The sequence below is a fragment of the Shewanella psychromarinicola genome, assembly GCF_003855155.1.
Taxonomy (GTDB): domain Bacteria; phylum Pseudomonadota; class Gammaproteobacteria; order Enterobacterales; family Shewanellaceae; genus Shewanella; species Shewanella psychromarinicola.
The window spans coordinates 2,468,509-2,492,916 of the sequence record NZ_CP034073.1 but is presented as its reverse complement, the minus strand read 5'-3'; the positions used below and the strand labels follow the sequence as shown (position 1 = coordinate 2,492,916).

The window sequence follows — 24,408 nt, the reverse complement described above, 5'->3', positions numbered from 1 at the left end:
ATGCCAAAACTTGAATTCAATGCAGACCGTAAACAAGGCATTAGCCACCTGGTTAACGCTATCAGTGATAGAGATCCTATTCCTTATGTCACTGTGGTGATAGAGAACAAAGAACTGGGCTATTTAATCGGAGGTCAGAGCGATTTCCCCTCTATGGTTCAATTGCCACTTAGCAGTGACTGGGGACTCAAAAAAGGTCAATGGTCGTTATGTGCAAGTAGCTTCGTTACATGGTGGCGGGCTGAACTAGATAACACGTTAAATAGAAACCCAATCACTATCGAAGTCGAGTATGGTAAACAGCAAAAGTTACCGATACTCAATGGCCTGATGGCACAAGTATCTCGTCTATACATTCAAGCTAAACCGCCAATCGAGGAGCATCTTGCTTTTCTTGAACAGCATAAAAACCAAGCTTACCAGTCATTACCTACTGATTCGGCGAGGGTGATCCTTGACGTCGCCGAGGCCCATCAGCCGTTTGATGTGTTTGAGCTCAATAAAGAGCTACAAAAAGTCCGTATTGAGCGTGACAACAATATTCAGACCTGTGCGCTACCAGAGAATATGGAAGTAACACATGGCATATTGCTGAACAAAGATAGCGTGGTACAACTAGAACGGATCTGTCATAACACTGATGCAGAACAGATCCTGTATTATCTAGATGATGAACGCGCAATATTTAGTGATGGTCACAGCGTGAACTCAAGCTCGTTAGCATCACTGCGTGAATATCGATTAAAAAAAGAAACAGCGTATCGGGTCGAGGTAAAAATTTTCATCAACATTTATGATTTTAAAGAAGATCTCAAAAAATATTTGTCGATTACGCCACTCAAAAAAGCCAATCAAGCACTACTCTATATCGATAAAGACTATGTCATGCTTGCCAGCTTAGTTGAAGAGACCGGCAGTAACCGTTTTATTCGCACAAAACACATCGATTGTCACAAGCCCTCGTTATACAGCATCAATCTGAGTCAGCTAAATCATGTGCGAATTAAAGATATTACCAATGCTGAACAAATGAAAATCGCGGTATTAATTAATGAGCAAGGAGGGCTAAAGTTGGGGTTTTATAACGACAGAGATAATGCCGAGCCTTACCAAAGTATCACAGATATCGAATATGCTTCCCCGAAAATGGAACTGGTACTGCAGTCGAAAGCCAGACTAGAGATCATGCTAAAACAGCAGAATGCTGATGGCGATACACATACCCAGGATGATTTATTTGGTTTTAAGGATGTTTGATTTCGGAATAAAACGGGCGTGCTGCATTATGTTGATGTGTTGTTTGAATAAGTACAATAAAACACTGGACAAATACACAGTACTGGGTATATAACTAGAACTGGTTAACTAATAAGCTATATTTTTAGCCTATTGGGAAGACACACTGAGGTGATTGACTTGCACGTTTTGTGAGTTGAGTTACCCTTAAATAGCAGTTGGGAGAGAGTGGCGGCAACCACTCTCCCCCGTACCGGCTGCCCTGACTTTTAACCCAAGCCCAGCCGATGGCTAAATTCTAACGAATTCCATTGGTAAGGGACAGATCTATTTAACGATCTGAGATCAATGGAGGCCTTTCATGGTCCATATTCGTATTCGCCCCAACGGGCGTATTCAGTTCGATTTTCATCTTTATGGCTGCCGTTTTCGTGAAGGCAGTCAATTGATGGCCACCCCTAAAAACCTCGCGACAGCCAAAGCCACACTCAAACAAATGAATGCGGAAATTGATTTAGGCACCTTTCAATACCGTGATTATTTCCCCAAGAGTAAAAAAGTGGTCAAGTTTGAACAACTGCAACGCGCCACTCACCCCGACCGTCAACACCCCTTCTTTGATGAATTTGCGAACCAGTGGTTTGAACGAAAAAAAGCCACCTGGAAAAACAGCTATCGAGATACGGTGCGCAGTGCATTGGATAAATACCTTATCCCCCACTTCGGCAATACATTAGTCAACGAACTATCGCTGTCACAGGTGGATTACTTCCGTCAGGACTTAAGTGAAGGAGTAAAAGAAGACGGTTCTCGTTTGTTGTCTAATCGGCGAATTAATTTTATCCTCTGGCCTTTGGTTGCCATTATCAGCTTAGCAGCAGAAGAGTATAAGTTTGAGTATCCACTGAGACGTTATAAGGCCTTCAAAGAAGAAAAAGCGGAATCGAATCCGATGACCATCGATGAGGTCCGCAAGTTTCTTGTGAAGGTTCCACAAAAATGGAAAGACTATTTTATCATTCGCTTCTGGACGGGCATGCGCAGCTGTGAGGTGCATGGTTTAGAGTGGGACCACATTGATTTTGACCATCGATTAATTCGCGTTCGTCAAAATTGGGTTAATGGTGAAGTGGGTGATGTAAAAACACCAAAATCACGCCGTGAGCTTAAGATGTGTGACACCGTATTTGATGCGTTTAAACGTATTCAAGCCGTTAAAACCGGACGATCTAACTTTGTATTTATCGCGCCGACAGGCTTACCACCTTCAACGCATTTTATAAGTCGTAAATTGTGGTTCCCCACCTTAAAAGCCGCAGGCTTAAAACTCCGTCGACCTTATGAAACACGCCATACCGCCGCAGTGCTGCATATTGCGGCTCATGAGAACCCGCTTTACATTTCGCACATGTTAGGACACAGCGACACACGACTACTGTTTGAAGTCTACGCCCCCTATGTTGCCAATGCTTCTCGCCTTGATGGTAGTGCATTTGACTCATTGATGAAAAGCGAGGGACTGGGCTAAAAAACCTTAGCCACTATCGATGCTGTTAAGGGTCGATAGTGGCTTGGATTAAGACCCCATCATAATAGATGAAGTGAGTATGCCAAACGCTTAAAACGTCAGCGATGACATCTCGACAAACAAAATCTAATCCAAAAAACCTTCAAACATTCCATAATTCATCATGTCATTCAATTCCTGCTGATGCATTCGCTGACTTAACTGTTCACGCAGGGCTTGCACCGTCGTGACGTTATTGATCTTAGCGTATAATGCTTCAGCTTCAATGATCAGCAGATCGCCATACTGTTGCAACGTTTTTGCGCGCGACGCCTTTCCGCCACCGCCAAAACGACGCCAAATTTCCGATTTAATGTCGTTGCCATGCTGCATAAATTGATGTTCTTGGTTTAATGACACTATTTTTGAATATAACGCGGCTTCAACTCGCTTTATCATGTCCTCATCAGCGATGAGTTTATATTCGGGCAAATGTTCCTGTGCCATCATCAACAACGCGAGCGCATCTTTATCTTTTTTAGCCTGGGAAAGAAGCTGCATTAAGTCCTTCTTTAAGGCTTTTTGCTCAAGATCTTGCTCCTTATCAGGATGAAGTTGATTCGCGAGTTGTCGATACAGTTTCGTCATCGCTTTATTTTCAAATAGCGCTGAGCTCATCGTCTGGTCAGATCCACGCTTTTCGAATGAAAAGTCATCTCCCATATTCCCCCAGGCGGGCTCATCCCACTCACCTTCATCCTCACCTTCATCTTGTGCTTCAGCCTTATGTCTTTGGCTGAGCATTTCTTCAATATAAGCTTGAAAGTCTTCAGGATTGTGGATCATGTCAGTCAGCTCATCATCACTTAAAGGCAACTACTCACCGAACATGCCAAACAGATCTTCCCGTAGAGCCTCAAGTTCATCATCACTCACCGTTTGCTTTGGCATAGCCGATTGAAAATCAATCAATAACGATGTAAAAAGCTCTCGCAAATCAGTTGTGCCAATGGGATTAAATGGGTTGGCCTCAAGTATAGTGAGCTCTTCTTCAATCCAACCATAAAGTTCAACCCTTTGGTTACCCTTAATCGTTTTGCGTGGCACAAACGTTAGTAAATGTTGGACCCACTTTCCGGTCGCAGCACACACAACATGCTCTTTTGACTCGATTAGCGATTTAAACTCTTCATAAAAACCATCTAATTTTGCGCGATAGCGTTGATTACGCACTTGTTTTTTCTCAACATCTTGCCACAATTTGTCGAGCTTTTGCCACTGTTTGTTAGATGTGTTGAGTTCAGAATTGTCGATAATGGTCATTAATGTCATGCAGAGTACCGTATTGAAGTTTTTTTGATTTCAGTGAGTGTATTATCAAGAATGATGCCGTTTTCATCAACCATTACAGACTAGGTTCTTGGTGACTAAATGTATGTAACAGTTACGTACAGGGCGCAGTAATTGTCACCACCGTTTACTTTCAATTTCCCCCTTTGCAGCGCCCCATCTCCTGAACAATTAAAAGCGAACACCTGGGTTCCGGCTTTAACAGCGTTACCGGAACGACGTAATCGAGCAGCGCCCTAGAACCTAGCAGCCAAGCAGCCAAGCTTATTAATTCACTTTAGTGTTTTCTTGTCTTGAGTTTGCAAGGCATAAAATGTTTGTTGAACTTGGCCGATGGCGCATGGATCACTGACTGATTTACCGCCCAAATTGCGTCAGCGGATAAATGAGGAAAACTTTCTTAAAATATGATCGATATAAGGGATGGTTACAGATGGTAAACGCAGCCGTATGCCAAAAAAGCCAATCAGGAGAAACTAGCCTACCCACCATTTGCTCACTTACTGTGGGTAGTTGGGACAATGGGGCAAAGCTTTATATCGCAAGCTTTAGAGGATGGATAGATGAAGCTCGAACGCCCCAAGGAATGGGGCAACCAGGGGCAATGATTGACAAAACAAGTCACTAAACATAATCTTCAACCCAATATGACCGACGCCTATGCATTTCTGTACGCGTCGGTTCTCATTTTAGCGTAGCGGTATGCTTCGTAAGTGTGTCTCGATTGCTTCAATCATCGACTTGGTAAGTGGTAAATGCGCTTTTTCTTTCGCCCATACCTCATGGAAGCCTGCTAGGGTTTGCTTGGCGGTATCTAACACCAATTTTTCTGGCAGCATGGCCTTAGCGGCTAAGTGTGATAACTCATCCAACGTGAAATCGCTGAATTTTTTGCTACGGCTAACCTTGAGCGACGCACTATCATCTGGGATATAAGGAATGGTCGAGACAAAGTCATAAGCAGGTGCAATCGATGCGGTGCGCTTGTCTTTATAAATCACAGACCAATTCTTCAAATGCATATCGGCATTGCCAATTAACGTATTGAACACTAACCTGCGAGTAAATTCTGCGATGTCCTCGTCTTGACCTTCGATGCCGATAACCTGAGCAATATTCCGCATACTAGCTTTTTTGTATTTATCTTGAGGATAGACACCAAAAACTTGCGCAAAGTCCTCAATATGCACAGCTTGACCATCTGCACGGTCAAAACGCTTGATCGCAAAAGCCTGAGCATTTTTAAAAGAGCTGCCATATTTGCCAATGCCTTCTGGAATATTGGCAATCTGGTCAATGGAAAGTAGCTGAGTCTCTGGCACCTCCATTCCCAACATTCGAGCCAATTCCATCATCGAATATTCATTTTCTGGTACAGCCTCAAATCGAGACGACGGCAATTTCACAATCCAAGAGCCACCGGTGCCCGTAGCAGGAATGGTCAAACCGCCGTTTACTTGTTGTACGGCTGAAAACTTCAACTGCACACCCGCCAATGAAAAGCGCATTGGAGCTTCAATTTTCGTTTCACCTTCAATGTCTTGATGCACATTAGGCGGCAGCGCTTCACCATCGGCCGATTCAACCGTGATCGCGCCAGCTAAATCCTGCCCTAGCACCCACAATAGAAAAAATTCCCGCGCAGGGTTCACACCAGCACGCTCTGCCAGGTAATTACGCATGGTTTCTTCTGGCAAAAGATTAGAGAAAAATGGGGTTAACTTGGTTTGGGTAGGTTTGAAGTTGGTCAGCAAGCCACCTAGCGAATCTTTAAAGCCAAGCCCTAACACGGGCCGTGATTCGTCATTAATGTACGAATCCATAAAGGCAAATAGCGTTCTGTCATTGCCCACATTAGTGATCGTTGCGATGGCTTCACCATAGAGCAAAACGTTTAACGTAGAGACGTTATTAGTCATCGTCGTCTTCCTCTAACTGGTATGCTGGCGACATTTGCTCACTTTCATCGCTAAGACCGTTATTATGAGTACCGTTACTACTTCGAATGATCGACTTGATGGCAGGAACAGACTTTTTAGGTGCGACAAATAACTCTAGGTCGAGTACACGGGCAAGTGCAATCAAACTGGACATTCTTAAATCAACGCCACCAGACTCGATTTTCGATATATGGCTTTGCGGTACACCCGAACGAGCGCTCAGCTCTCTCTGGCTAAACCCCTTACGTACCCGAGCGTCTCGAAGGCTTTCTAATATCTGCTCTGTTACATAGCTCATTTCAATACGTCTTAATGCATCACTAAAGAAAAATTATATATAAAAACATATCACCCTAACCAAAATAACACAAGAGTGATTAGTTATTGTATATCATAAGAGGTATTATGATGCGTAATTATAGATAAACTATAGCGCACTCACTTGCTGTAGGCAGATGGGACAATGGGCATTAATCAGAGTAGCGAGTTTACAAAATACCTCGTTTTAAGAGCCGAGTCGTTAATCACATTCGCTCGGTCAGCATCACCGTCCATCGCAATGCCTAAATCAGCTTCATGTACCATAACCGCTGTTTGCAAACTGTCTAAATGAGTCGCGCCGCAATGCTCATTAATGTTAGTGCCATTAGGCTTATCATTAATGCTAATCACCTCAGCACCTAATTCACGATATACATTCGGCGCAATATGATATGCCTCACCGTTAGCACTATCTACGACAATTTTAAGGCCAGCTAAGGTTAAATCTTTAGCAAAAACACCTTTACAAAACTCAATATAACGACCTGCAGCATCATTAATTCGGCGGGCTTGGTCGAGTAACGCTTCAATTTCAAGCTCTTGCTGATCATTGAGCTTAGAGCCCGAATTTGAGAAAAACTTAATGCCGTTATCATAAAAAGGATTATGCGATGCACTGATCACCACCCCGGCATCGGCTCTAAAGGTCGAGGCTAAATACGCCACCGCCGGCGTTGGCATAGGGCCAATAAAGGCCACGTTGACACCTGCAGCAGACAAGCCTGCCTGCATAGCCGATTCAAACATATAACTACTGCTGCGAGTATCTTTACCAATCAACACTTCTTTGGTACCGGTTGAGGCTAAGACCTTACCCGCAACCCAACCCAACTTCATTTGTAATGGTGAAACTATTCAGCATTTTTTCGAGGAGATAAGAGCGTATAACAACATAAAAAAGTGGTTGAATCAGCTCATCTGTAGGGATTTCGGTATCTAATACTTGATTTGACTGGTGAACAACATCTCTCTGAGCTGGAGTCATAGAGATAAATGTTTTTGTTATCTGGTTAAGTTTACTCACAAATAATTTTGCTTTCATTTCCTTTACCCTCAATCAGTTAGCTTCACTCATTAAGTGTAGACAACATCTACCTACAACAGCGCCAGTTATTTTGTATCCAGTTGTGACTACGCCTAATTATTAGCATGACCCGTATCTTGTAATCCTTTATAATTGTCAGGGAATTCAAAATCAATCTGCCTTTTAAAAACTAATAATAATGGAAGTATTACAATGAGACACAAGGATGTAATAGATCGAGAAGTCAGTCTTAACAACAATGACGAGCTAGTATCAATTACAGATAAACGTGGAATCATTACTTATGCCAATGAGACATTCATTAGAATATCAGGTTTCAGTGAACAAGAAATCGTCACTCACAATCACAATCTTGTCCGACATCCTGATATGCCAGCAGAAGCCTTTAAGGAATTGTGGGATAAGCTCAAAGCGGGTGAATCCTGGCGTGGAATTGTAAAAAACCGCTGTAAAGATGGTAGCTACTATTGGGTAGATGCCTTTATCTCTCCTCTATACGAAAAAGGCCAAATTACGGGTTATCAATCCGTACGCATTAAAGCCAAACCAGAATACATAACTAGTGCTCAAAAACTTTATCGCCAAATAAAACAAGGTAAAACCATCACTTGTAATATATCTAGCCAACAAAAAAGATGGCTAGGTGCAATGATCACTTTGACAGCTTGCATTGGGTTCGGTTTACTTTTTAATTGGACGATTGCGGCAATCATAATGTCTTTATCACTGATTAACATCATATTATTTACCGAAGAACTTTTCTCAATACCTCAGAAAATTAGCCTGTATCAACAACAATATGACTCAGTCAGTCGATTAGTTTATTGTGGTAATGACGGCATTTCAGTGCTTGAATTCCAGCAAGTTCTGAATCAAGCAAAAATGCAAGGCATTCTTGGTCGATCTCAAGATCAAGGTAACAACTTAAACCATATCGCAAATGAACTAGTCGACTCCGCACAAGAAACCAACCACAGTATTGAACAGCAAAAAAATAAAATAGATAAAATTGCCACGGCCATTGATGAAATGAACTCTACTGTCGCCGAGATGGCACAACATGCAATATCAACATCAAATCATGTTAATCACGCACAGCAGGTGTGTCTTGATAGCAGAGCGGCAATGCAATCTAATCGCAACAGTATTGAGTGTTTAGCTACATCCGTTTCAGCAGCGGCATCCGATGCGTACTTATTAAATAAAGAAGCCGAAAATGTCTCTAATGCCATGCTAGAAATTAAAAGCATTGCAGAGCAAACCAACTTACTCGCACTCAATGCAGCCATTGAAGCAGCACGGGCTGGCGAACAGGGTCGTGGGTTTGCCGTCGTAGCGGATGAAGTTCGGGCCTTATCAAGTAGGACTCAACGCTCAACGGAGTTAATCTCTAAAAGCGTTCAATCCATGCACACCATGCTCAGTAATTGGACCGAACAAATGCAAGCTAGCAAACTTGAAGCAGAAAAATGTGCCAGTGATATAGGATTTTCCTCAATACAATTTGAAACTATTTATCAAAGTGTGAGTGAAATAAATAAATTTACTCAGCAAAACACTGTCGCTATAGAACAACAAAAAGTGGTCACTGCAGAGATAACCAATAATATCCATACCATTACTAAATTAAGCCATAGTAACCTTGCTAGCTTAAAAGTTATTGAAATTGCGACATTAAATATTAAAAACCATGCAGACAAAGCTCAAGAACTACGTCATACCTTTGGTGCATAAACAGAGTTATTGCCCCACGGCTATAAGCATTAGGTAATTTTTTGTATTATGTTAGTCAATTCTTTAAAACTAGCCCACATTTATTGTTAAGGTAATCCAATGCAACTCAGTCAATTAACGCAACCTATTTATGACCATTTATACCGCGACATTTTTGAGTTTCGCAGTACCTTTGACTTAGCCGTTAATGATCATAATAGCTTAGATGATAAAGCCGATACCTTACACACTTCATTGATTATTGAAGAAATGACCGAGCTTGCTGAAGCCGACTCTCGCATCGAACAAGCCGATGCGATTGTTGACTCTGCTTATGTGTTAATGGGCCGCTTAGTTCATCTAGGCGCCACTCAAGTAAGCGATCGCCTTGAGATCAGTTACATTATCGATTTATTACTCAACGTCGCTAAAAACCGTCAAATTGATTTTATTCAATGCTGGGATGAAGTGCACTCAAGCAACATGAGTAAATTATGCCGCAACCAGAAAGAACTCGACGAAACCATTGCGCATTACGCTAAACAAAGTGTCGAGATTGTCGGTAGTACTAAAGGTGAGTTTATTATTGCTAAGTGCGCTAAAGACGTCGAAATGGCAGGTAAAGTAGTGCGCCAAGGCAAAGTCTTAAAGTCAGTTTATTACCGTCCTGCAGACTTAACCAAGCTAGTGCGGGACTAAGTCACTACAAAAGACTAAATGAATACCTGGCTAAGTGAGTAAATGTCTCATTCAGTTAACTCACTTACTTGGCTGAATGAATTTATCATTTAGTTGGCATACTAACCTCATATCTTAACCCGGGGTGAGGTTCGTTAATTAAATGCGCTTTCATTAGCGCATTTTTTATCTAATCTGTCGAGCAAACCCCGTGATCCGAGCGTAGCGAAAGTCGCGGGGATGAATCGATAAACTAAGCTTGCTCTTGAATATATTTTCGAATTGTATCAGCGGAGGCATTGCCGACTGAGCAAGCAAAATATCCATCAGACCAAAAAGTATTCTCCAACCAAAATTGCTTTTTAAGGTTCGGATATCTACTCCAAATTAATCTGTTGGTTTGCTGCTTAATTCTTCTAACATGCTGCCCAACAGCATATCTTGGCGAAATCCTCAAAAGAATGTGTATGTGATCCCTATCTATTTCGATCTCTTCAACTGAAAAGTCAGACTTCTGCGAAATATCTAGAACAGCTCTCTTCATAAACTCGCCAACTTCACCATGTAGTAGTTGCTTTCAATATTTAACAACCAGTATTAAGTGCAGCACAATGAGATACTTACAGTGTGAATTAGTTTGGTATTCCACTTGATAATCTCAAGCTATACAGTAGTCTATACAGTATATGAAAAAAACGCTCAGATATAACTTTCGGCTCAAACCGACAGCAGAACAGGAAGCCAAACTCATTGAGTTTGGCTCATATGCTCGTGGGTTGTGGAATTTGTTGTTGTCAGAAAATCTGCGTCGTTATAGGTACGACAAAACGTTTTTGTTCTATCCAGAAATGTCAAAATTAATTAAAGAGTTAAAGGTATTCGAAGAGTTCTCTTGGTTAAAATCCTTTGATTCTGCGGCTGCACAGCAAGTGGCAAGGGATCTGGATACGGCTTTGAAAAACTCTTTTCTAAGAGTCGGTTGCAAAAATTCCCGACGTGTAAAGTCAGCTTCAAACAGAAAAAACTGCACAATAACAGTTTTAGGTGTGTAAATAACTCGAACTGTATCCGCATCGAAAATGGTGCGGTCAGCATTCCGAAAATTGGCAAAGTACCGATTGTTTTACACCGTAAATTAGTCAGTGAAATCAAGACGGTTACTGTCCAACTATCACATGGTAAATGGAATGTATCGCTCACCCAAGAGGTTGAATGCAAGACCGCGAAGCGGGTCTTGCATTCAATTGTAGGCTACGACATTAACAGTCAGCATACGGTTGTAGGTTCGAACGGTTGGTACGTTAAAAACCCAAAAGCTCTTAAACGTTCATCAACAAAGCTAAAGCAAATTCAAGTCCAGTTGAGCCGAAGGGAAAAGGGCTCTAGTCGCTGGCATAAAACCAAATCCCGCTTAAATACACTTCACGGAAAAATCTCACGCCAACGCCTAGCGTTCGCTCACGAAGTATCATGTTCGATAGCCAAGACCAGTGATATCATAGTGTTTGAGGATTTAAACGTGAAAGGTATGCAGCAATTTAACGGTCATATGGTGAACGATAACGCGATGGGTATGATCACTTCGCTGACTAAATACAAAGTTGAATTGAATGGCGGTATTTACCATGAAATTGGTCGGTTTGTGAAATCGACAGGCATTTGTTATCAATGCAAACACCCGCACAAGTTTGGCCTTATCGTGCGAGAATTTGCCTGCGAAAGCTGCGGTTTAGTCCAGTGCAGAGATTTAGCGGCAGCTAAGTCTATCGAAAACACAGGCGAAAATGATTTAATGGCGACTGGGATAGTCGCCAGGGTAACCCCCAAATTTCAGCAGAAAACATCGATTAAAACGAAAGTCTTTGAGCTATCAAAGTTTGGTGTGGGAACTGAGAAAAAAGAAGCAGCTTAGTCGTTAAAAGCTAGATTGCAGAAGCCCCGTGATCAGAGCGAAGCGAAGTCGCGGGGTAATTCACCCGCTTATAGAATCGATAATGCAGAAGGTGTTGTCGAAACTTAAGAAAACATGGAAAGGAACCATCGATTTTCTATCAAAATAAGCCACACGGGCACATCCTGATAGAGATCAAAAACGGGACGGTTGCAGTATGGATTAAACCCAATTACCTCTTAATGTCTAACTTACGAATTTTTGTTAGTATAGTTCTAGTATTATTATACTCATTAACTAAAAATCTATTTCTTCATTGTTAACAATAACATTGGTGTTTATTTGAGGGACTATCTTGCGGTTCTTGTCGCTCAGCCGAGTTAACTGCTCTTGGCCAGACAGAACTTAACGTTATGCCTCATAGCGATAAACTTACGCCTCAAATAATGGGATGAAGAACATGCCTGGAAGACCGCATCACAAATGGATTATTGGAACATAAATTCGGTTAGTTAAATTCGATTTAAACAGTCATTGAAGACTTTTTTGCATGACTATCCATCTCCATGACTTGAAATACATTCTTTGCCAAATCAATCGCAATAGTGGTAATTTTCATAGTGCACGCTCCTTAAGTAACTGTCTTGCTTAACATCAGCTCGGCGTATTGACGCTCCATTAGGGAGCGTCTATCTCATCACCCAGATAAATTCGATTGTAATGCTTGGTGCGTTGGCACTGGTAACAGCAGTGGTATGTGCACTATTGCCGCTGCAGCGCCTTGTGAGCAATCGGCAAAATGTATTTGTAACTAACTGATTAATCTTGTCGCTAGTTTCTCTGTAGCACTCGCTCTATCTATAACGTTAGCCATAAAAAAAGCGAACCTTTTAGGTTCGCTTTTTACTTATGGTAGCAGCTATATCAGCTGCCAATAAGCGTCTGCAGTAATGTTAGCTGGCTATTTTTTGCATCTAGCTGCTACTTATAAACTAAAGCTATAAACTAAACTGGCCGCGCAGTGTTAGCGCAACTTGTCTAGGGGCTCCTAGGCTCGGGGTACGGGTAAAGTTAGTGGTGATATATTCCTCATCAAACAAGTTCTTACCTTGGAGGTAAAGGCCGATATCTTGCCATTCATAACCGAGTTGCATATTAACCAAGGTACGGCTGTCATTTTGTAGGTCAAATTCCGCATCGCCCTCTTTGAGCCCATTACGATATGGATTAACACGGTTGGGTGCACCGCTGGCATAGTTGGCATTTAAGTTGGCAAAGATACCGCTATCGGCAGTGTAGGTCGCGCCCACATTGCCAGTCCATTCCGGCGCGGTAAATTGTCTACCAGATAGATCGTTAACAATGGCACCTGTTTCAGTAGGAATACTGATGACAAAATCAATAAATTCACTTTTAGCTTGGCCGAAAGAGGCATACAAAGCTAATTCGTCATTCAGTTGATAGTTAAGTTCGACCTCAAAACCTTTAACACTTGATTGGCCCGCGTTGACTGTTTTGGTGTCGTAACGGTTTGGCGACAGTTGCACTGCGACTTGCTGATCACGCCAATCAACATAGAACAGGTTGGCATTGGCCACAAGGTCGCCATTTAACCAAGTTGAACGCAATGAAAACTCATAGTTGTAGGTAAACTCGGGATCATACTCAAATACTTCAGCACGTGCGCCGTTGATGCCGACTCCACCTGAGCGGTACCCTTTCTGGAAGGACACGCTAGTGATTAAATCTTCTGACCAGTTATAACTGACGCCGATCTTAGGCAGCACGGTATTAAAGTCGGTATCTATCTGCGGTGTCATTTGTGAGGCATTGCTTGCTAGATCGGTAAACATCTTGTTGATGCCCGCGATAAGGGGCGAAATAGCCTCGTAAGGAGTGCCAATGTAATTGGCAGGATCTGGCATTTTGTCTTTATTTAAGATGACATATTTTGCACCGTTTTGAGTTTCTTGGCTTTCGTGGTCAAAACGAAGACCAGCAAAAATATCCCATTTATCGGTGACATTCCAAACTCCATCGGCAAACAATGCATAACTTGAAATAGTTTGTTGCGATGATGACAGCTGGCTAGTGTGGGCTGGATTAAATTCGGCATATTGGCCAACAACCAGATCGGCGATAGGTTCACTTAGCCCGTAGCGAGCTTGTAATACATCGCTAGTAAGACCTAAGCGGTTCAGCTTTAAGTTACTCAAGCCATTGGTGTTGTCGTCTATTTCTGTTTTAAAGAAGTAGCCGCCGATCACACCGCTTAAATTGTCGTATTCAAAAGTAAGCCTAAGTTCTTGGCTGAGTGAGTCAGTGGTGTTTTTATAGTAGGTGGAACTACCAGTATCTTCGGGGAACACGCTGCCTGCAAGAGCAAGAAAATCAGAATCCCATTTATAATCAGTATCCACAGCTGACCAAGAGGTATATGAGCCTAAGCTCCAGATATCGTTCAAGTCATAATTGAGTTCCAAAACCAGCATGTTAGCGTTAATGGTTTCGTTTCTTTCATCATTGTTAAAGCTATGACGATTGCTAAATGGATCTTCGCCTTCGGCTATTTCAATGGCGGTATTACCGTAGGTACTATCGGCGTAGGTGTAGCCTAGCTGAGCTGAAAATTCAGGTAACGCCAAAGGTTGATAGAGAAACTTGAGCCTATAGGTTTCATCATCGTGAAAATCAGCGGTCTCATTACGAGTTAGGTTTTCATTGTAACCATCAATTTCTTTTTTCTCACCGCTAAAACGAAAAGCGAGCTCATCTTCAATTAAACCACCGCCAATGGCGACTCCAATCTCTTGTTGGCCATTTTGACCCGCAGTAAGTTGGTATTTACCTTCCCACTCTTGAGTGGGTGTTTGGGTCGTCATGATCACCGCGCCAGCCAGAGCATTGCGACCTTGCAATGTTGATTGCGGCCCGCGCAGCACTTCTATTTGTTTAGCATCCCATGTTGAAAATCCACCACCGTAAATCATCCTCTCCGGCAGAGGAGCGCCATCTACATAAACACTGGCTAAGAAACTATTGCCGCCGCCAGAGACATTAAAGCCATCAATACCACGAATACTAAAACTGCGATTTTCAGAAGTATGAGTATTGGCTGTATTGATCAGCACTTCACGAAAGTCATTAATATTCTCTTGCTCAAGCTGCTTCTCGGTTAACACTGCCACACTGGTGGTTGTTTCTTGGACACTTCTGGCAATCTTTTGCCCAGTGACCATGATCCTTTCAATATTAGTGGTGTCGATTTCACCTGCTTCATCAGCAGAAACTGACAAACAAGCAAACGTAGCGGGAACGAGTACGGCTAAGCGCATTGCACTGGTAATTGAATTTAATTTAGATGAAAACATATTATATGACTCAAATAGTAATGGTTATTGTTTGCATTGGTGCAAAATGGTATCACAACCTACTTGTAATTCGGTAACGTATTTACGATAATAAATACAAATCATTGTCATTTGTATTTACTGGTTGGTTGTATGATCTTTATCGGGATATCTCTTTTATGGATAGGTTGCTTGCTGAGCTATTTATCTTCGAATAAACAGAAGCTTAATAAAAAAAATATTAAAAAATTACCTGCTTGGTCATTGTTTGCTATGTGTATATTACTGGCAACATATTGCTTTACATACCGCTACGGGCTTGTCGTTGCGGCGCTGAACAGTGTATTGCTCATTATGACAATGTGGTTGCTATTGGTGATTGTTTCATCCCATATTAATCACAAGTTAATGCTCGTTGGAACGCTTGGAATTAGTTTGTTTTCAGGTGTTATTTTATTAGGAATTAGATAGTGATGTGGCCTAAATCAATAACGGCATTCTTCGGCGGGTTCGCACTGTCAGTGAGTATTATGTTGAGTTTATATCTGTTAACCCCATTCGCAACGGATGTAAAATTGTTGCTTGGCTTGATTGCTGGATTCCTTATCTGGGTTGGAGCAATGGTTTACTACTTTAGCTATAACAGCGCCAAAGGCTCTGGTATTGCTTGCATTAAGTTACTACTACTTTCAGTGGCGGTTAACACCTTTCTATTTTTGACGAAGTAACCAAAATGAATACTCGAACTTTAAATGCCAAAATGCCAAATACACCACCGAATAAAGTGATTAAAAACTTAACCGAGTCACATAGTTGGATAGGGATAATTATCTCCCCGTTATTGTTTCTTATTTTTTGGGCTGGCGCTGTCACGCTATTTTATGAAGAGGTCAAGCAATGGGCCGTGGCACCGCAATTTCCGGTATCGATGCAACAGCCAGCAATGCCATTGCAGCAGATAGTTGAAGCAAAGTTAGCGATGTACCCCTTTGATTACCAAGAGCATTTGATGGTGCAAATGCCGTCCCACTATGATCCTTACTATAAAGTCTATCTCGACCTTGTTCGCGAAGAGGGTAATGAGGATGATCACGGTGAAGTGGCTTCGCTACTTGTTGATAGCCAATCTGGTAAAACGGTAGCGAATAAAGAAGATTTTTTCTTAGGTGATTTTTTATATCAATTGCACTACAACCTGAACTTGCCGGCGGGCACTTATATCGTAGGGATTATCAGTTTGTTTTTCTTTTTTGCCCTAGCGTCAGGCATTTTTATTCATGCGAAAAAATTGTACCGTCACTTTTTTCAGTACCGCACAGATAAGAATCGCCGAGATAAATTGCTGGATTTACACAATGTGGTGGGAGTGATGACTCTGCCGTTCACCTTGATGTATGCCTTAAGTGGCTTAGTATTTAACTTAGCCATTGTTTACCAAATAGCTTTTGTGATTTTTATCTATCAAGGAGACCAAGATAGCTTATTTAAAGATGCGGGTTTTACTCTGTTTGATGAACAACGCATAGAGCAGCCACTGGATATGACACCGGCCTACAAAATCATCGCCGAGACGAGACAAAGAGATGACTTCAATATCAGTAATGTCATCTTTTATAACTACGGAGATGAGGCAGCCATCATCCAAATTCGAGGAGAAAACCTCTCTCATTTTTCACAAAATGATGAGTTCTTCTATCGCGTTAAAACCGGCGAGTTACTGAATAAAACAGACATCAATAACTACAACGTATTTCGTAAAGGGCGTGAGATTATCGCCACTCTGCACTTTGGCGACTTTGCCGGAGTTGATGTACGTATTCTTTACTTCATATTGTCTATCGCCATTTGCGTGATGATAGTGGCAGGTAATATGCTATGGCTTGATAAACGCAGCTTGCAGCAGAACATATCGGCTCGCAGCATTAGGTTTGTAAGAGGTTTATCGGTGGGTGGGTGTGGTGGTTTAGTCTTGGCGACCGCTGTGGCCTTTTTGTGTGAGCGGATAATACCAGCGTCTATATCTATGCGCTCCGACGTGATGGTCTATGCCTTTGTTATCAGCTTAGTGGCAACCATGTTATTGGCTTATAGAGTGGATAGTAAAAGGCGTTATCTCGGACAGGTGATTTTTGCCACAGTTGCAGTATTAATACTGACCTTACTGGCTGATTGGTTGATGTTTAGTGAGCAGATTATACTGTTATGGCATGATGGCTTTAGAGCTGTTGTTGGTGTTGAAGTGGGAATTTTTCTGTTTATTATTGTTGGTATTTGGGCGATAAAAACTCTGTCTTCCAACAACGAGACAAGGGTGGCCGAATTAACGGCTGAACCCGCTTTAGATTAGCAGTGTGGAGCTAGTGGTTAGATTCATTCCGTTTCAAGCTTCTGAAGAATCGCTCCATCGGAGAATTAATCCAACCACTACCTCGACGACTTATGCTCTGATTTAACTGACAGTGCCACAATAATTGCCTGAAATTGAGTCTGGTACAATACTTTGGTATATAAGCCTCAAACGGTCCGTATTTTTTAACCAATCAAGTTTGAGGTGGCCAATATCCTCTTAACCTTGAACCCATCCAGTACGGCAGTGATGGCAAGTAAAAAAACGCACGTTAGTAATAAAGCCATTACCGCGCCTAAAGCTGCTAGTAGGCTACTTAAAAGCATGGGCAGTTGCAAAATCAGGCGTAATAGGGAATGTTCCCACCTTACCGCGTACACCATCGGTGCCAAAATACTTACGAGACATTAAAAAACTCCAAAAATAAAAAAGTGCCGAAGACGGACTCGCAGGCTCGTCAGAGAGCGGAGAGCGGACTACGTCCTGCTAGGTTCTAGGTTATAGGCCCTAGGTCCTAGCAGCGAAGCGCCCTAGAAGCGCAGCACAATGTTATAAACATTGTGCGTGCTTGAGCAATACACTTTGGTGAGCATCTCTATTTGATAATAAAGGTGGGTTAGTTAACGGCCATTGAATGCCAATAGCGGGGTCATTCCAGGCAATACTCTCTTCAGATCCAGGGCAATAATAATCAGTACATTTGTAAATAAACTCAGCCTGATCGCTTGTTACATAAAAACCATGGGCAAAGCCTTCAGGGATCCACAACTGGCGTTTATTGGCGGCAGATAAGTAAACACCGACCCATTGACCAAAGGTAGGTGAGCCTTTACGAATATCGACGCTCACATCAAACACTTCACCGCCCACGACACGTACCAGCTTTCCTTGAGTGTGTTGTGTTTGATAATGTAAACCGCGTAATGTTCCCTTGTTCGACTTGGAATGGTTATCCTGTACAAAAATGGTAGGCTTGCCTGTCACGAGTGCTTCAAACTGTTGCTGGCTCCACGTCTGCATAAAAAAGCCACGATCATCGCCAAACACGGTGGGCTCTATAATCTTCACATCTGGAATTTGTGTAGTGATGACGTTCATCGTGAATACTCTCCAATGTTGACTAATGCGGCTTGCCAATCACTTTGCACAAGACCAAATTCTTGATTGATTTTATCACAATTTAAACGTGAGTTTGCTGGGCGCTTTGCGGGGAGGGGATAGTCTAGCGTTGTGATAGGGGTAACTTGAATGGGCTGTTTCAATACGCCTTGCGCTACCGCAAGGTCAAAAATTTTTGTCGCAAAAGCATGCCAGCTGACATGAGGAAAACCGGAATAATGGTATATCCCGTAGGCTTGATGACCATCAACGAGCTGTTTCACAATTGTCACTATGGCATTGGCAATATCACCCGCATAGGTTGGGCCGCCAAACTGATCGGCAACAACCCCTATAGACGCTTTGGTTTTAGCAAGACGCAGCATAGTGTTGACAAAATTATGCCCATGCTCAGCAAATGTCTAACTGGTTCTGAGTATAATATGCCGCGAACACGCTCGTGCAACCGCTTGTTCACCAGCGAGTTTACTTCGGCCAGACTCACTTTGAGGTTCGGTGTTATCAGTCTCAACATAAGCGGCAAGACTGTCACCAGCAAAAACATAATCGGTCGAAATATGGACAATAATGGCATTGATTTGATGCGCTGCAACAGCTAGGTATTTAGGGCCATCACGATTAACTGCATAGGCCAATGCGCTTTCTTGTTCCGCGTTATCAACTGCGGTATAAGCAGCTGCATTGATAATGATATTGGGTGAAAACTCAGCAATAACCTTATTGACCTTAATAGGGTCTGTTATATCAAGCTGATCACGATCTAATGCAAACAAGGTGACATCTGGTAGAGTACTAAGTTGCTTAACTAAACACCTAGCAATTTGGCCATTTTTACCTGTGACCAATATGTTCATACTTAAGCCTCGTAAACCGAACCAGCTAAATTCGCTAAATATTGACCATCGTTGCTGCTTATCATCGGTGCAGACAATTTAGCAAGAACATCCGTACTTAACCAACCGTTGCGCCAGGCTATTTCTTCTAAACAGGCCACTTTAAGCCCTTGCACATTCTCTATAGTACGCACAAAAGAAGACGCTTCGTGCAAGCTATCATATGTGCCTGTGTCTAACCATGCAAAACCACGACCAAGCAACTCTACCTTCAAGTTACCCTTGGTTAAATACATTTCATTTAACGTGGTTATTTCTAACTCGCCGCGATGTGATGGCTTAACTTGTTTTGCCATTTCAACAACGCTGTTGTCGTAGAAATATAAACCCGTCACAACATAATTTGATTTAGGTTTAGCGGGCTTTTCCTCTATCGATATAGCGTTCATATTGACATCAAGCTCGACCACACCAAATCTTTCAGGGTCTTTAACTTGATAGGCAAATATTGTGGCGCCACCGTCCTTGCTAGCGGCATTCTGCAATATTTTACTGAAGGATTGCCCATAAAAGATGTTATCACCTAACACCAAGCAAACACTGTCTTGTCCAATGAATTCTTCGCCAATTAAAAATGCCTGCGCTAAACCGTCTGGTGATACTTGTAATGCATAACTCAACTGAATGCCGAAATCAGAACCATCACCGAGTAAACGTTTAAAATTTTCGCTGTCTTCTGGAGTGGTAATAACCAATATGTCTCTTATCCCAGCCAGCATTAATGTTGACAATGGATAGTAGATCATTGGCTTGTCATACACGGACAATAACTGTTTGGATACCCCTCTCGTGAGTGGGTATAAACGAGTCCCTGAGCCGCCCGCTAAAATAATGCCTTTCATGTGTAAATAAGTTCCTAGATGAAAAGGCCCTAGGTTTTGGATCATAAATCTAGGACAACAGATCAATAATTGCAGTAATGAGATTAAATGCCTAACGGCTCGCCTTTGTAAGTTCCATCTTGGACATGTTGACACCAATCTTGATTCGTTAAATACCACTCGATGGTTTTACGTAAACCCGTTTCAAAAGTTTCTTGTGGTTGCCAGTTCAATTCATTACTGATTTTACTCGCATCAACGGCATATCGTCGATCATGGCCGGGGCGGTCTGTCACATAAGTGATTTGCTCAGCGTAAGGCGTGTCTTTAGGCACTAGAGCATCTAAGATGGTGCAAATAGTCTGTACCACTTCTAAATTCTGCTTTTCGTTATGCCCACCAATATTATAGGTCTCACCGACTTTGCCACTGGTGACCACTTTATAAAGTGCGCGGGCATGATCCTCAACGTAAAGCCAATCACGAATTTGATCACCTTTACCGTAGATAGGAAGCGGCTTGCCTTCTAGCGCATTAAGGATCACCAATGGGATCAATTTTTCAGGAAAGTGATAAGGGCCGTAGTTGTTAGAGCAATTAGTCACCACAGTAGGTAAGCCGTAGGTGCGTAACCATGCTCTCACTAGGTGGTCACTTGATGCTTTTGATGCAGAATAAGGGCTACTTGGCGCATAAGCAGTGTTTTCAGTAAATAATGCTAACGCTTCATTTGGACTATGGCCTTGCAACTCATCTGGGTGAGGCAAATCACCGAACACTTCATCGGTAGATATATGATGAAAGCGAAATGCTTGCTTAGCGTCAGATGACAAGGTATTCCAATACTCTCTCGTCGCCTCAAGCAGCATATAAGTGCCAACGATATTGGTTTGGATAAAGTCTGATGAACCAGTGATGGAGCGATCAACATGAGATTCTGCTGCGAGGTGCATTACGGCATTTGGCTGATGCTGTTTAAACACTCGGTCTAATTCCGCACGATCGCAAATATCGACTTGCTCGAAAACATATCGATCACTTGACGCTATACTCGCTAACGATTCAAGATTACCTGCATAGGTCAGTTTATCAGCATTAATGACGTTATCTTGAGTGCTATTGATGATATGGCGCACTACTGCAGAGCCGATAAAACCAGCGCCACCTGTGACTAGAATTTTCATTAAAATGCTTCCAAGATCTGTTTAATGACCTAAATATCAGTCCGACATAACTTTAATGGATAATTATAACGGAAATCACGGCGTTGAGGCGGATGAAGTGTGTCAAAAACGGATAGTCTATTTATGGGTTGCGATACCCAATCAACCTTAACTATCTGATTGACTGAATCAAACCCCATATAAATTGAGATGTAAAATAACGAATGTAACCGAACGGTATACTCAATTTACGCCTTAAAAAACACTTTAAATGCCATTAAAAAGTGATCACTGAAACGAGGCATTACAAGCATTAAAAAAGCAGCAAATAGATTGCTGCTTTTTTATAATCAAATAGCGGTGGTTAATCACCTAACCGACGCGAACTAAACGCTAACGTCATAGCTTAACTGCGCGCCTAGACAATGCTGTCCGCTCTTGTTAGGCGCGAACTGCATTAGCGATATGCTCTGCTTGTACTAGTGACATTTCAGGATCGGTTGATTCAACCATTACACGAATAAGCGGTTCGGTGCCAGATTTACGTAATAATACTCTGCCATTTTCGGCAAGTATTGCTTCGGCTTCAATCACTGCTTGTTTTACGGCTTCTGATGCTAATATCTCATCAGCATTGTTAGCGGTTAATCGAACATTGAGCAGTACTTGAGGTAACTTTTTCATACCCGATACTATCTCGGCCAACGATTGCTCGGAATGTAATACCGCTTGCAGCACTAATAACGACGCCACTACCGCATCACCCGTAGAGGCATGGTCAAGATGTAAGATATGCCCAGAGCCTTCGCCGCCAATGCGCCAGCCAGTCTGTTTTAATTGTTCAACGACATAACGGTCGCCCACTTTGGCGCGTTTAAACGGAATATCCAGTGCTTTTAAGGCAATCTCAAGGCCGAGGTTAGACATTAACGTGCCAACCACACCGCCTGCCATTGTGCCTTGCTGTTTAGCCGATTTGGCTAAAATATACAAAATTTGGTCGCCGTCTACTATGTGGCCATTGTGATCAACAAACATAACCCGATCAGCATCACCGTCCATCGCAATACCTAAATCAGCTTCATGTGCCATCACAGCCGTTTGCAAACTGTCTAAATGGGTCGCGCCGCAACGGTCATTAATGTTAACCCCATTAGGTTTATCATTAATGCTAATCACCTCAGCACCTAACTCACGGTACACATTGGGCGCAATATGATAAGCCGCACCATTAGCACTATCCACCACAATTTTAAGCCCTGCTAAGGTTAAGCCTTTAGCAAATACCCCTTTGCAAAACTCAATGTAACGACCTGCCGCGTCATTAATACGCCTTACTTTACCCAAATCTTCAGACGCCACACACTGCATAGCATTATGATTAAGGGCTTGCTCTAACAGCGCTTCAATGGCGAGCTCTTGTTCATCATTTAGCTTAGTGCCATCATTGGAAAAAAACTTAATGCCGTTATCATAAAAAGGATTATGTGATGCACTAATCACCACACCCGCATCCGCTCTAAAGGTCGAGGCTAAATACGCCACCGCTGGCGTTGGCATAGGGCCAACGAGTGCCACGTTTACGCCCGCAGCTGATAGCCCAGCCTGCATAGCCGATTCAAACATATAACCGCTACTGCGGGTATCTTTACCAACCAACACTTCTTGGGTACCAGTAGACGCTAAAACCTTACCCGCCGCCCAACCCAACTTCATTGCAAAATCAGGGGTGATCGGAAACGTCCCTACTTTCCCACGCACACCATCGGTGCCAAAATACTTACGAGACATAAAAACTCCAATATAAAAAATTTAAGTACCTAGGGCGTGACTTCGTCACTGCTAGGTTCTAGATTCTAGGAACTCGCAGGCTCGCCAGAGAGCGGACTGCGTCCTGCTAGGGTCTAGGAATAGAGTGCCTGCGGCTGCTAGAGTCGGACTTCGTCCTGCTAGAGTCGCTTCGCTATGCTGTTTTCTTTTATAGCCTCTAGCCGCGAAGCGTCCTAGCAGCGCAGCGCTCTAGCCTCTAGGCTTTTAGCCAATTCAAAAAAGCAAAAAACCAACTACACAAGAGTTGGTTTAAAAGTACATGATAATTAAGTGTTATTGATCAAGCAGCATCTTCTCAACGCTTTGTTTGAAGTCTGCGCCTAGCTTTGCATCGCGTAGACCATATTCAACAAAAGCATTCATATAGCCTAGTTTGTCACCGCAATCGTGCGACTTACCGGTCATGTTAAAAGCTTCAACCGTGTCTTGCTCAATCAGCATATCAATGGCGTCAGTTAACTGAATTTCATCTCCGGCTCCGGCAGGCGTTTTCGCCAGTAAACGCCAAATCTTTTCAGACAACACATAGCGGCCCACTACGGCTAAATTTGACGGTGCTTCACCAACATCAGGTTTTTCAACCATAGCTTTAATTTTAGCAGAATCACCTGGGGCGATATCTACACCACCACAATCAGCAATCCCGTATTTATTCACATCTTCTTCAGGTACTGGGGCCACCATAATTTGGCTGGCAAATGTCGCTTGATAGCGCGCTATCATCGCAGCTAAGTTTTCAGTTTTTTGATTAGCGGTATATTCATCTAACACCACGTCGGGTAATACAACTGCAAATGCATTATTGCCAATACATGGGTAAGCACACAACACCGCGTGACCTAAGCCTTTGGCTTCACCTTGACGCACTTGCATAATCGTCACGTCTTTAGGACAAATCGCTTGCACTTCTTCAAGCAACTGACGTTTTACGCGCTTCTCTAAAGTGGACTCAAGCTCATAGGATTTATCAAAGTGGTTTTCAATGGCATTTTTACTGGCATGAGTCACCAGCACAATCTCTTTCACACCGGCAGCAACACACTCATTGACAATATATTGAATAAGCGGCTTATCAACCAATGGTAACATTTCTTTTGGGATCGCTTTAGTGGCTGGCAACATACGGGTACCAAGACCAGCAACAGGAATAACAACTTTCATTTAAAATCCTTGTCAAAATGAGCCTAAATCTAATATTTAGATT

The 24,408-nt window shown here is 42.5% G+C and carries 19 protein-coding genes and 6 pseudogenes; 10 read left to right on the top strand and 15 right to left on the bottom strand.

The window, feature by feature from the left end; genetic code table 11:
* Entirely contained in the window at positions 1-1,257 is a 1,257-nt protein-coding gene (locus EGC80_RS10930) for a hypothetical protein (protein WP_124013252.1), read from the top strand.
* A gap of 340 nt (positions 1,258-1,597) precedes the next feature.
* Positions 1,598-2,764 carry an Arm DNA-binding domain-containing protein gene (locus EGC80_RS10925; protein ID WP_124013251.1) on the top strand — a complete coding sequence of 389 codons (1,167 nt, stop codon included), beginning with the start codon at positions 1,598-1,600 and terminating at the stop codon, positions 2,762-2,764.
* 126 nt (positions 2,765-2,890) lie between these two features.
* Here EGC80_RS10925 and EGC80_RS22685 read toward each other — a convergent pair whose 3' ends face one another.
* On the bottom strand, positions 2,891-3,619 hold the full coding sequence (locus EGC80_RS22685; RefSeq protein WP_233768633.1) for a J domain-containing protein: 729 nt from the start codon (positions 3,617-3,619) through the stop codon (positions 2,891-2,893).
* Complete coding sequence (locus tag EGC80_RS22680) at positions 3,620-4,075, bottom strand: hypothetical protein (RefSeq protein ID WP_233768632.1); 456 nt, start codon at positions 4,073-4,075, stop codon at positions 3,620-3,622.
* Positions 4,076-4,526: 451 nt separating this feature from the next.
* Between EGC80_RS22680 and EGC80_RS10915 the strand changes: the two genes are divergently transcribed.
* The gene (locus EGC80_RS10915; protein WP_124013250.1) at positions 4,527-4,721 is read left to right on the top strand and encodes a hypothetical protein; all 195 of its coding nucleotides are present in this window, start codon (positions 4,527-4,529) and stop codon (positions 4,719-4,721) included.
* Positions 4,722-4,782: 61 nt separating this feature from the next.
* Here EGC80_RS10915 and EGC80_RS10910 read toward each other — a convergent pair whose 3' ends face one another.
* The 4 genes and pseudogenes from EGC80_RS10910 to EGC80_RS10895 form a co-directional block, all read right to left on the bottom strand.
* Positions 4,783-6,012, bottom strand: coding sequence for a type II toxin-antitoxin system HipA family toxin (locus EGC80_RS10910; protein WP_124013249.1), 1,230 nt, complete (start codon positions 6,010-6,012; stop codon positions 4,783-4,785).
* The gene (locus EGC80_RS10905) at positions 6,005-6,331 is read right to left on the bottom strand and encodes a helix-turn-helix domain-containing protein (protein WP_124013248.1); all 327 of its coding nucleotides are present in this window, start codon (positions 6,329-6,331) and stop codon (positions 6,005-6,007) included. The genes EGC80_RS10910 and EGC80_RS10905 overlap by 8 nt, the downstream gene beginning before the upstream one ends.
* Positions 6,332-6,552: 221 nt before the next feature.
* Positions 6,553-7,209: pseudogene (gene glmM, locus EGC80_RS10900) on the bottom strand (phosphoglucosamine mutase); the annotation flags it as partial.
* Positions 7,210-7,249: 40 nt separating this feature from the next.
* Positions 7,250-7,396 (bottom strand): annotated as a pseudogene (locus tag EGC80_RS10895) (IS1595 family transposase); the annotation flags it as partial.
* Positions 7,397-7,591: 195 nt separating this feature from the next.
* Here EGC80_RS10895 and EGC80_RS10890 point away from each other — a divergent pair.
* Both EGC80_RS10890 and EGC80_RS10885 read left to right on the top strand, forming a co-directional pair.
* On the top strand, positions 7,592-9,133 hold the full coding sequence (locus EGC80_RS10890; RefSeq protein ID WP_124013247.1) for a methyl-accepting chemotaxis protein: 1,542 nt from the start codon (positions 7,592-7,594) through the stop codon (positions 9,131-9,133).
* Positions 9,134-9,232: 99 nt separating this feature from the next.
* Positions 9,233-9,811: a nucleoside triphosphate pyrophosphohydrolase family protein gene (locus tag EGC80_RS10885; RefSeq protein ID WP_124013246.1), complete on the top strand. Its 579-nt coding sequence runs from the start codon at positions 9,233-9,235 to the stop codon at positions 9,809-9,811.
* Positions 9,812-10,043: 232 nt separating this feature from the next.
* Here EGC80_RS10885 and tnpA read toward each other — a convergent pair.
* Positions 10,044-10,355: pseudogene (tnpA, locus tag EGC80_RS10880) on the bottom strand (IS200/IS605 family transposase); the annotation flags it as partial.
* Positions 10,356-10,476: 121 nt separating this feature from the next.
* Here tnpA and EGC80_RS22675 point away from each other — a divergent pair.
* The 3 genes and pseudogenes from EGC80_RS22675 to EGC80_RS22670 all read left to right on the top strand — a co-directional run.
* Positions 10,477-10,842 (top strand): helix-turn-helix domain-containing protein, encoded by a 366-nt coding sequence (locus EGC80_RS22675; RefSeq protein ID WP_233768631.1) that lies wholly within the window; start codon positions 10,477-10,479, stop codon positions 10,840-10,842.
* Positions 10,770-11,702: an RNA-guided endonuclease InsQ/TnpB family protein gene (locus EGC80_RS10875; RefSeq protein ID WP_233768630.1), complete on the top strand. Its 933-nt coding sequence runs from the start codon at positions 10,770-10,772 to the stop codon at positions 11,700-11,702. Before EGC80_RS22675 ends, EGC80_RS10875 begins: the two co-directional genes overlap by 73 nt.
* Positions 11,703-11,739: 37 nt before the next feature.
* A pseudogene (locus tag EGC80_RS22670) lies at positions 11,740-11,924 on the top strand (IS4-like element ISMps1 family transposase); the annotation flags it as partial.
* Positions 11,925-12,070: 146 nt separating this feature from the next.
* Here the strand turns inward: EGC80_RS22670 and EGC80_RS10870 are convergent.
* Together EGC80_RS10870 and EGC80_RS10865 are read right to left on the bottom strand one after the other, a co-directional pair.
* A pseudogene (locus EGC80_RS10870) lies at positions 12,071-12,300 on the bottom strand (IS110 family transposase); the annotation flags it as partial.
* Between the two features lie 379 nt (positions 12,301-12,679).
* Positions 12,680-15,052 (bottom strand): TonB-dependent receptor, encoded by a 2,373-nt coding sequence (locus tag EGC80_RS10865; protein ID WP_124012154.1) that lies wholly within the window; start codon positions 15,050-15,052, stop codon positions 12,680-12,682.
* A gap of 449 nt (positions 15,053-15,501) precedes the next feature.
* Between EGC80_RS10865 and EGC80_RS10860 the strand changes: the two genes are divergently transcribed.
* Together EGC80_RS10860 and EGC80_RS10855 are read left to right on the top strand one after the other, a co-directional pair.
* Complete coding sequence (locus tag EGC80_RS10860; RefSeq protein WP_124012155.1) at positions 15,502-15,759, top strand: hypothetical protein; 258 nt, start codon at positions 15,502-15,504, stop codon at positions 15,757-15,759.
* Between the two features lie 5 nt (positions 15,760-15,764).
* Complete coding sequence (locus EGC80_RS10855) at positions 15,765-17,378, top strand: PepSY-associated TM helix domain-containing protein (protein ID WP_124012156.1); 1,614 nt, start codon at positions 15,765-15,767, stop codon at positions 17,376-17,378.
* A gap of 549 nt (positions 17,379-17,927) precedes the next feature.
* Here the strand turns inward: EGC80_RS10855 and rfbC are convergent.
* The 6 genes and pseudogenes from rfbC to galU all read right to left on the bottom strand — a co-directional run bounded on the left by rfbC (position 17,928) and on the right by galU (position 24,365).
* Positions 17,928-18,476, bottom strand: coding sequence for a dTDP-4-dehydrorhamnose 3,5-epimerase (rfbC, locus tag EGC80_RS10845; protein WP_124012158.1), 549 nt, complete (start codon positions 18,474-18,476; stop codon positions 17,928-17,930).
* Positions 18,473-19,351, bottom strand: a pseudogene (rfbD, locus tag EGC80_RS10840) (dTDP-4-dehydrorhamnose reductase). The gene rfbC and the pseudogene rfbD overlap by 4 nt, the downstream one beginning before the upstream one ends.
* Positions 19,352-19,353: 2 nt before the next feature.
* Complete coding sequence (gene rfbA / locus EGC80_RS10835) at positions 19,354-20,232, bottom strand: glucose-1-phosphate thymidylyltransferase RfbA (protein ID WP_124012159.1); 879 nt, start codon at positions 20,230-20,232, stop codon at positions 19,354-19,356.
* A gap of 83 nt (positions 20,233-20,315) precedes the next feature.
* Complete coding sequence (gene rfbB, locus EGC80_RS10830) at positions 20,316-21,395, bottom strand: dTDP-glucose 4,6-dehydratase (protein ID WP_124012160.1); 1,080 nt, start codon at positions 21,393-21,395, stop codon at positions 20,316-20,318.
* Positions 21,396-21,815: 420 nt separating this feature from the next.
* The gene (glmM, locus tag EGC80_RS10825; RefSeq protein ID WP_124012161.1) at positions 21,816-23,165 is read right to left on the bottom strand and encodes a phosphoglucosamine mutase; all 1,350 of its coding nucleotides are present in this window, start codon (positions 23,163-23,165) and stop codon (positions 21,816-21,818) included.
* A gap of 312 nt (positions 23,166-23,477) precedes the next feature.
* Complete coding sequence (gene galU, locus EGC80_RS10820; RefSeq protein ID WP_124012162.1) at positions 23,478-24,365, bottom strand: UTP--glucose-1-phosphate uridylyltransferase GalU; 888 nt, start codon at positions 24,363-24,365, stop codon at positions 23,478-23,480.
* Positions 24,366-24,408 lie beyond the last annotated feature (43 nt).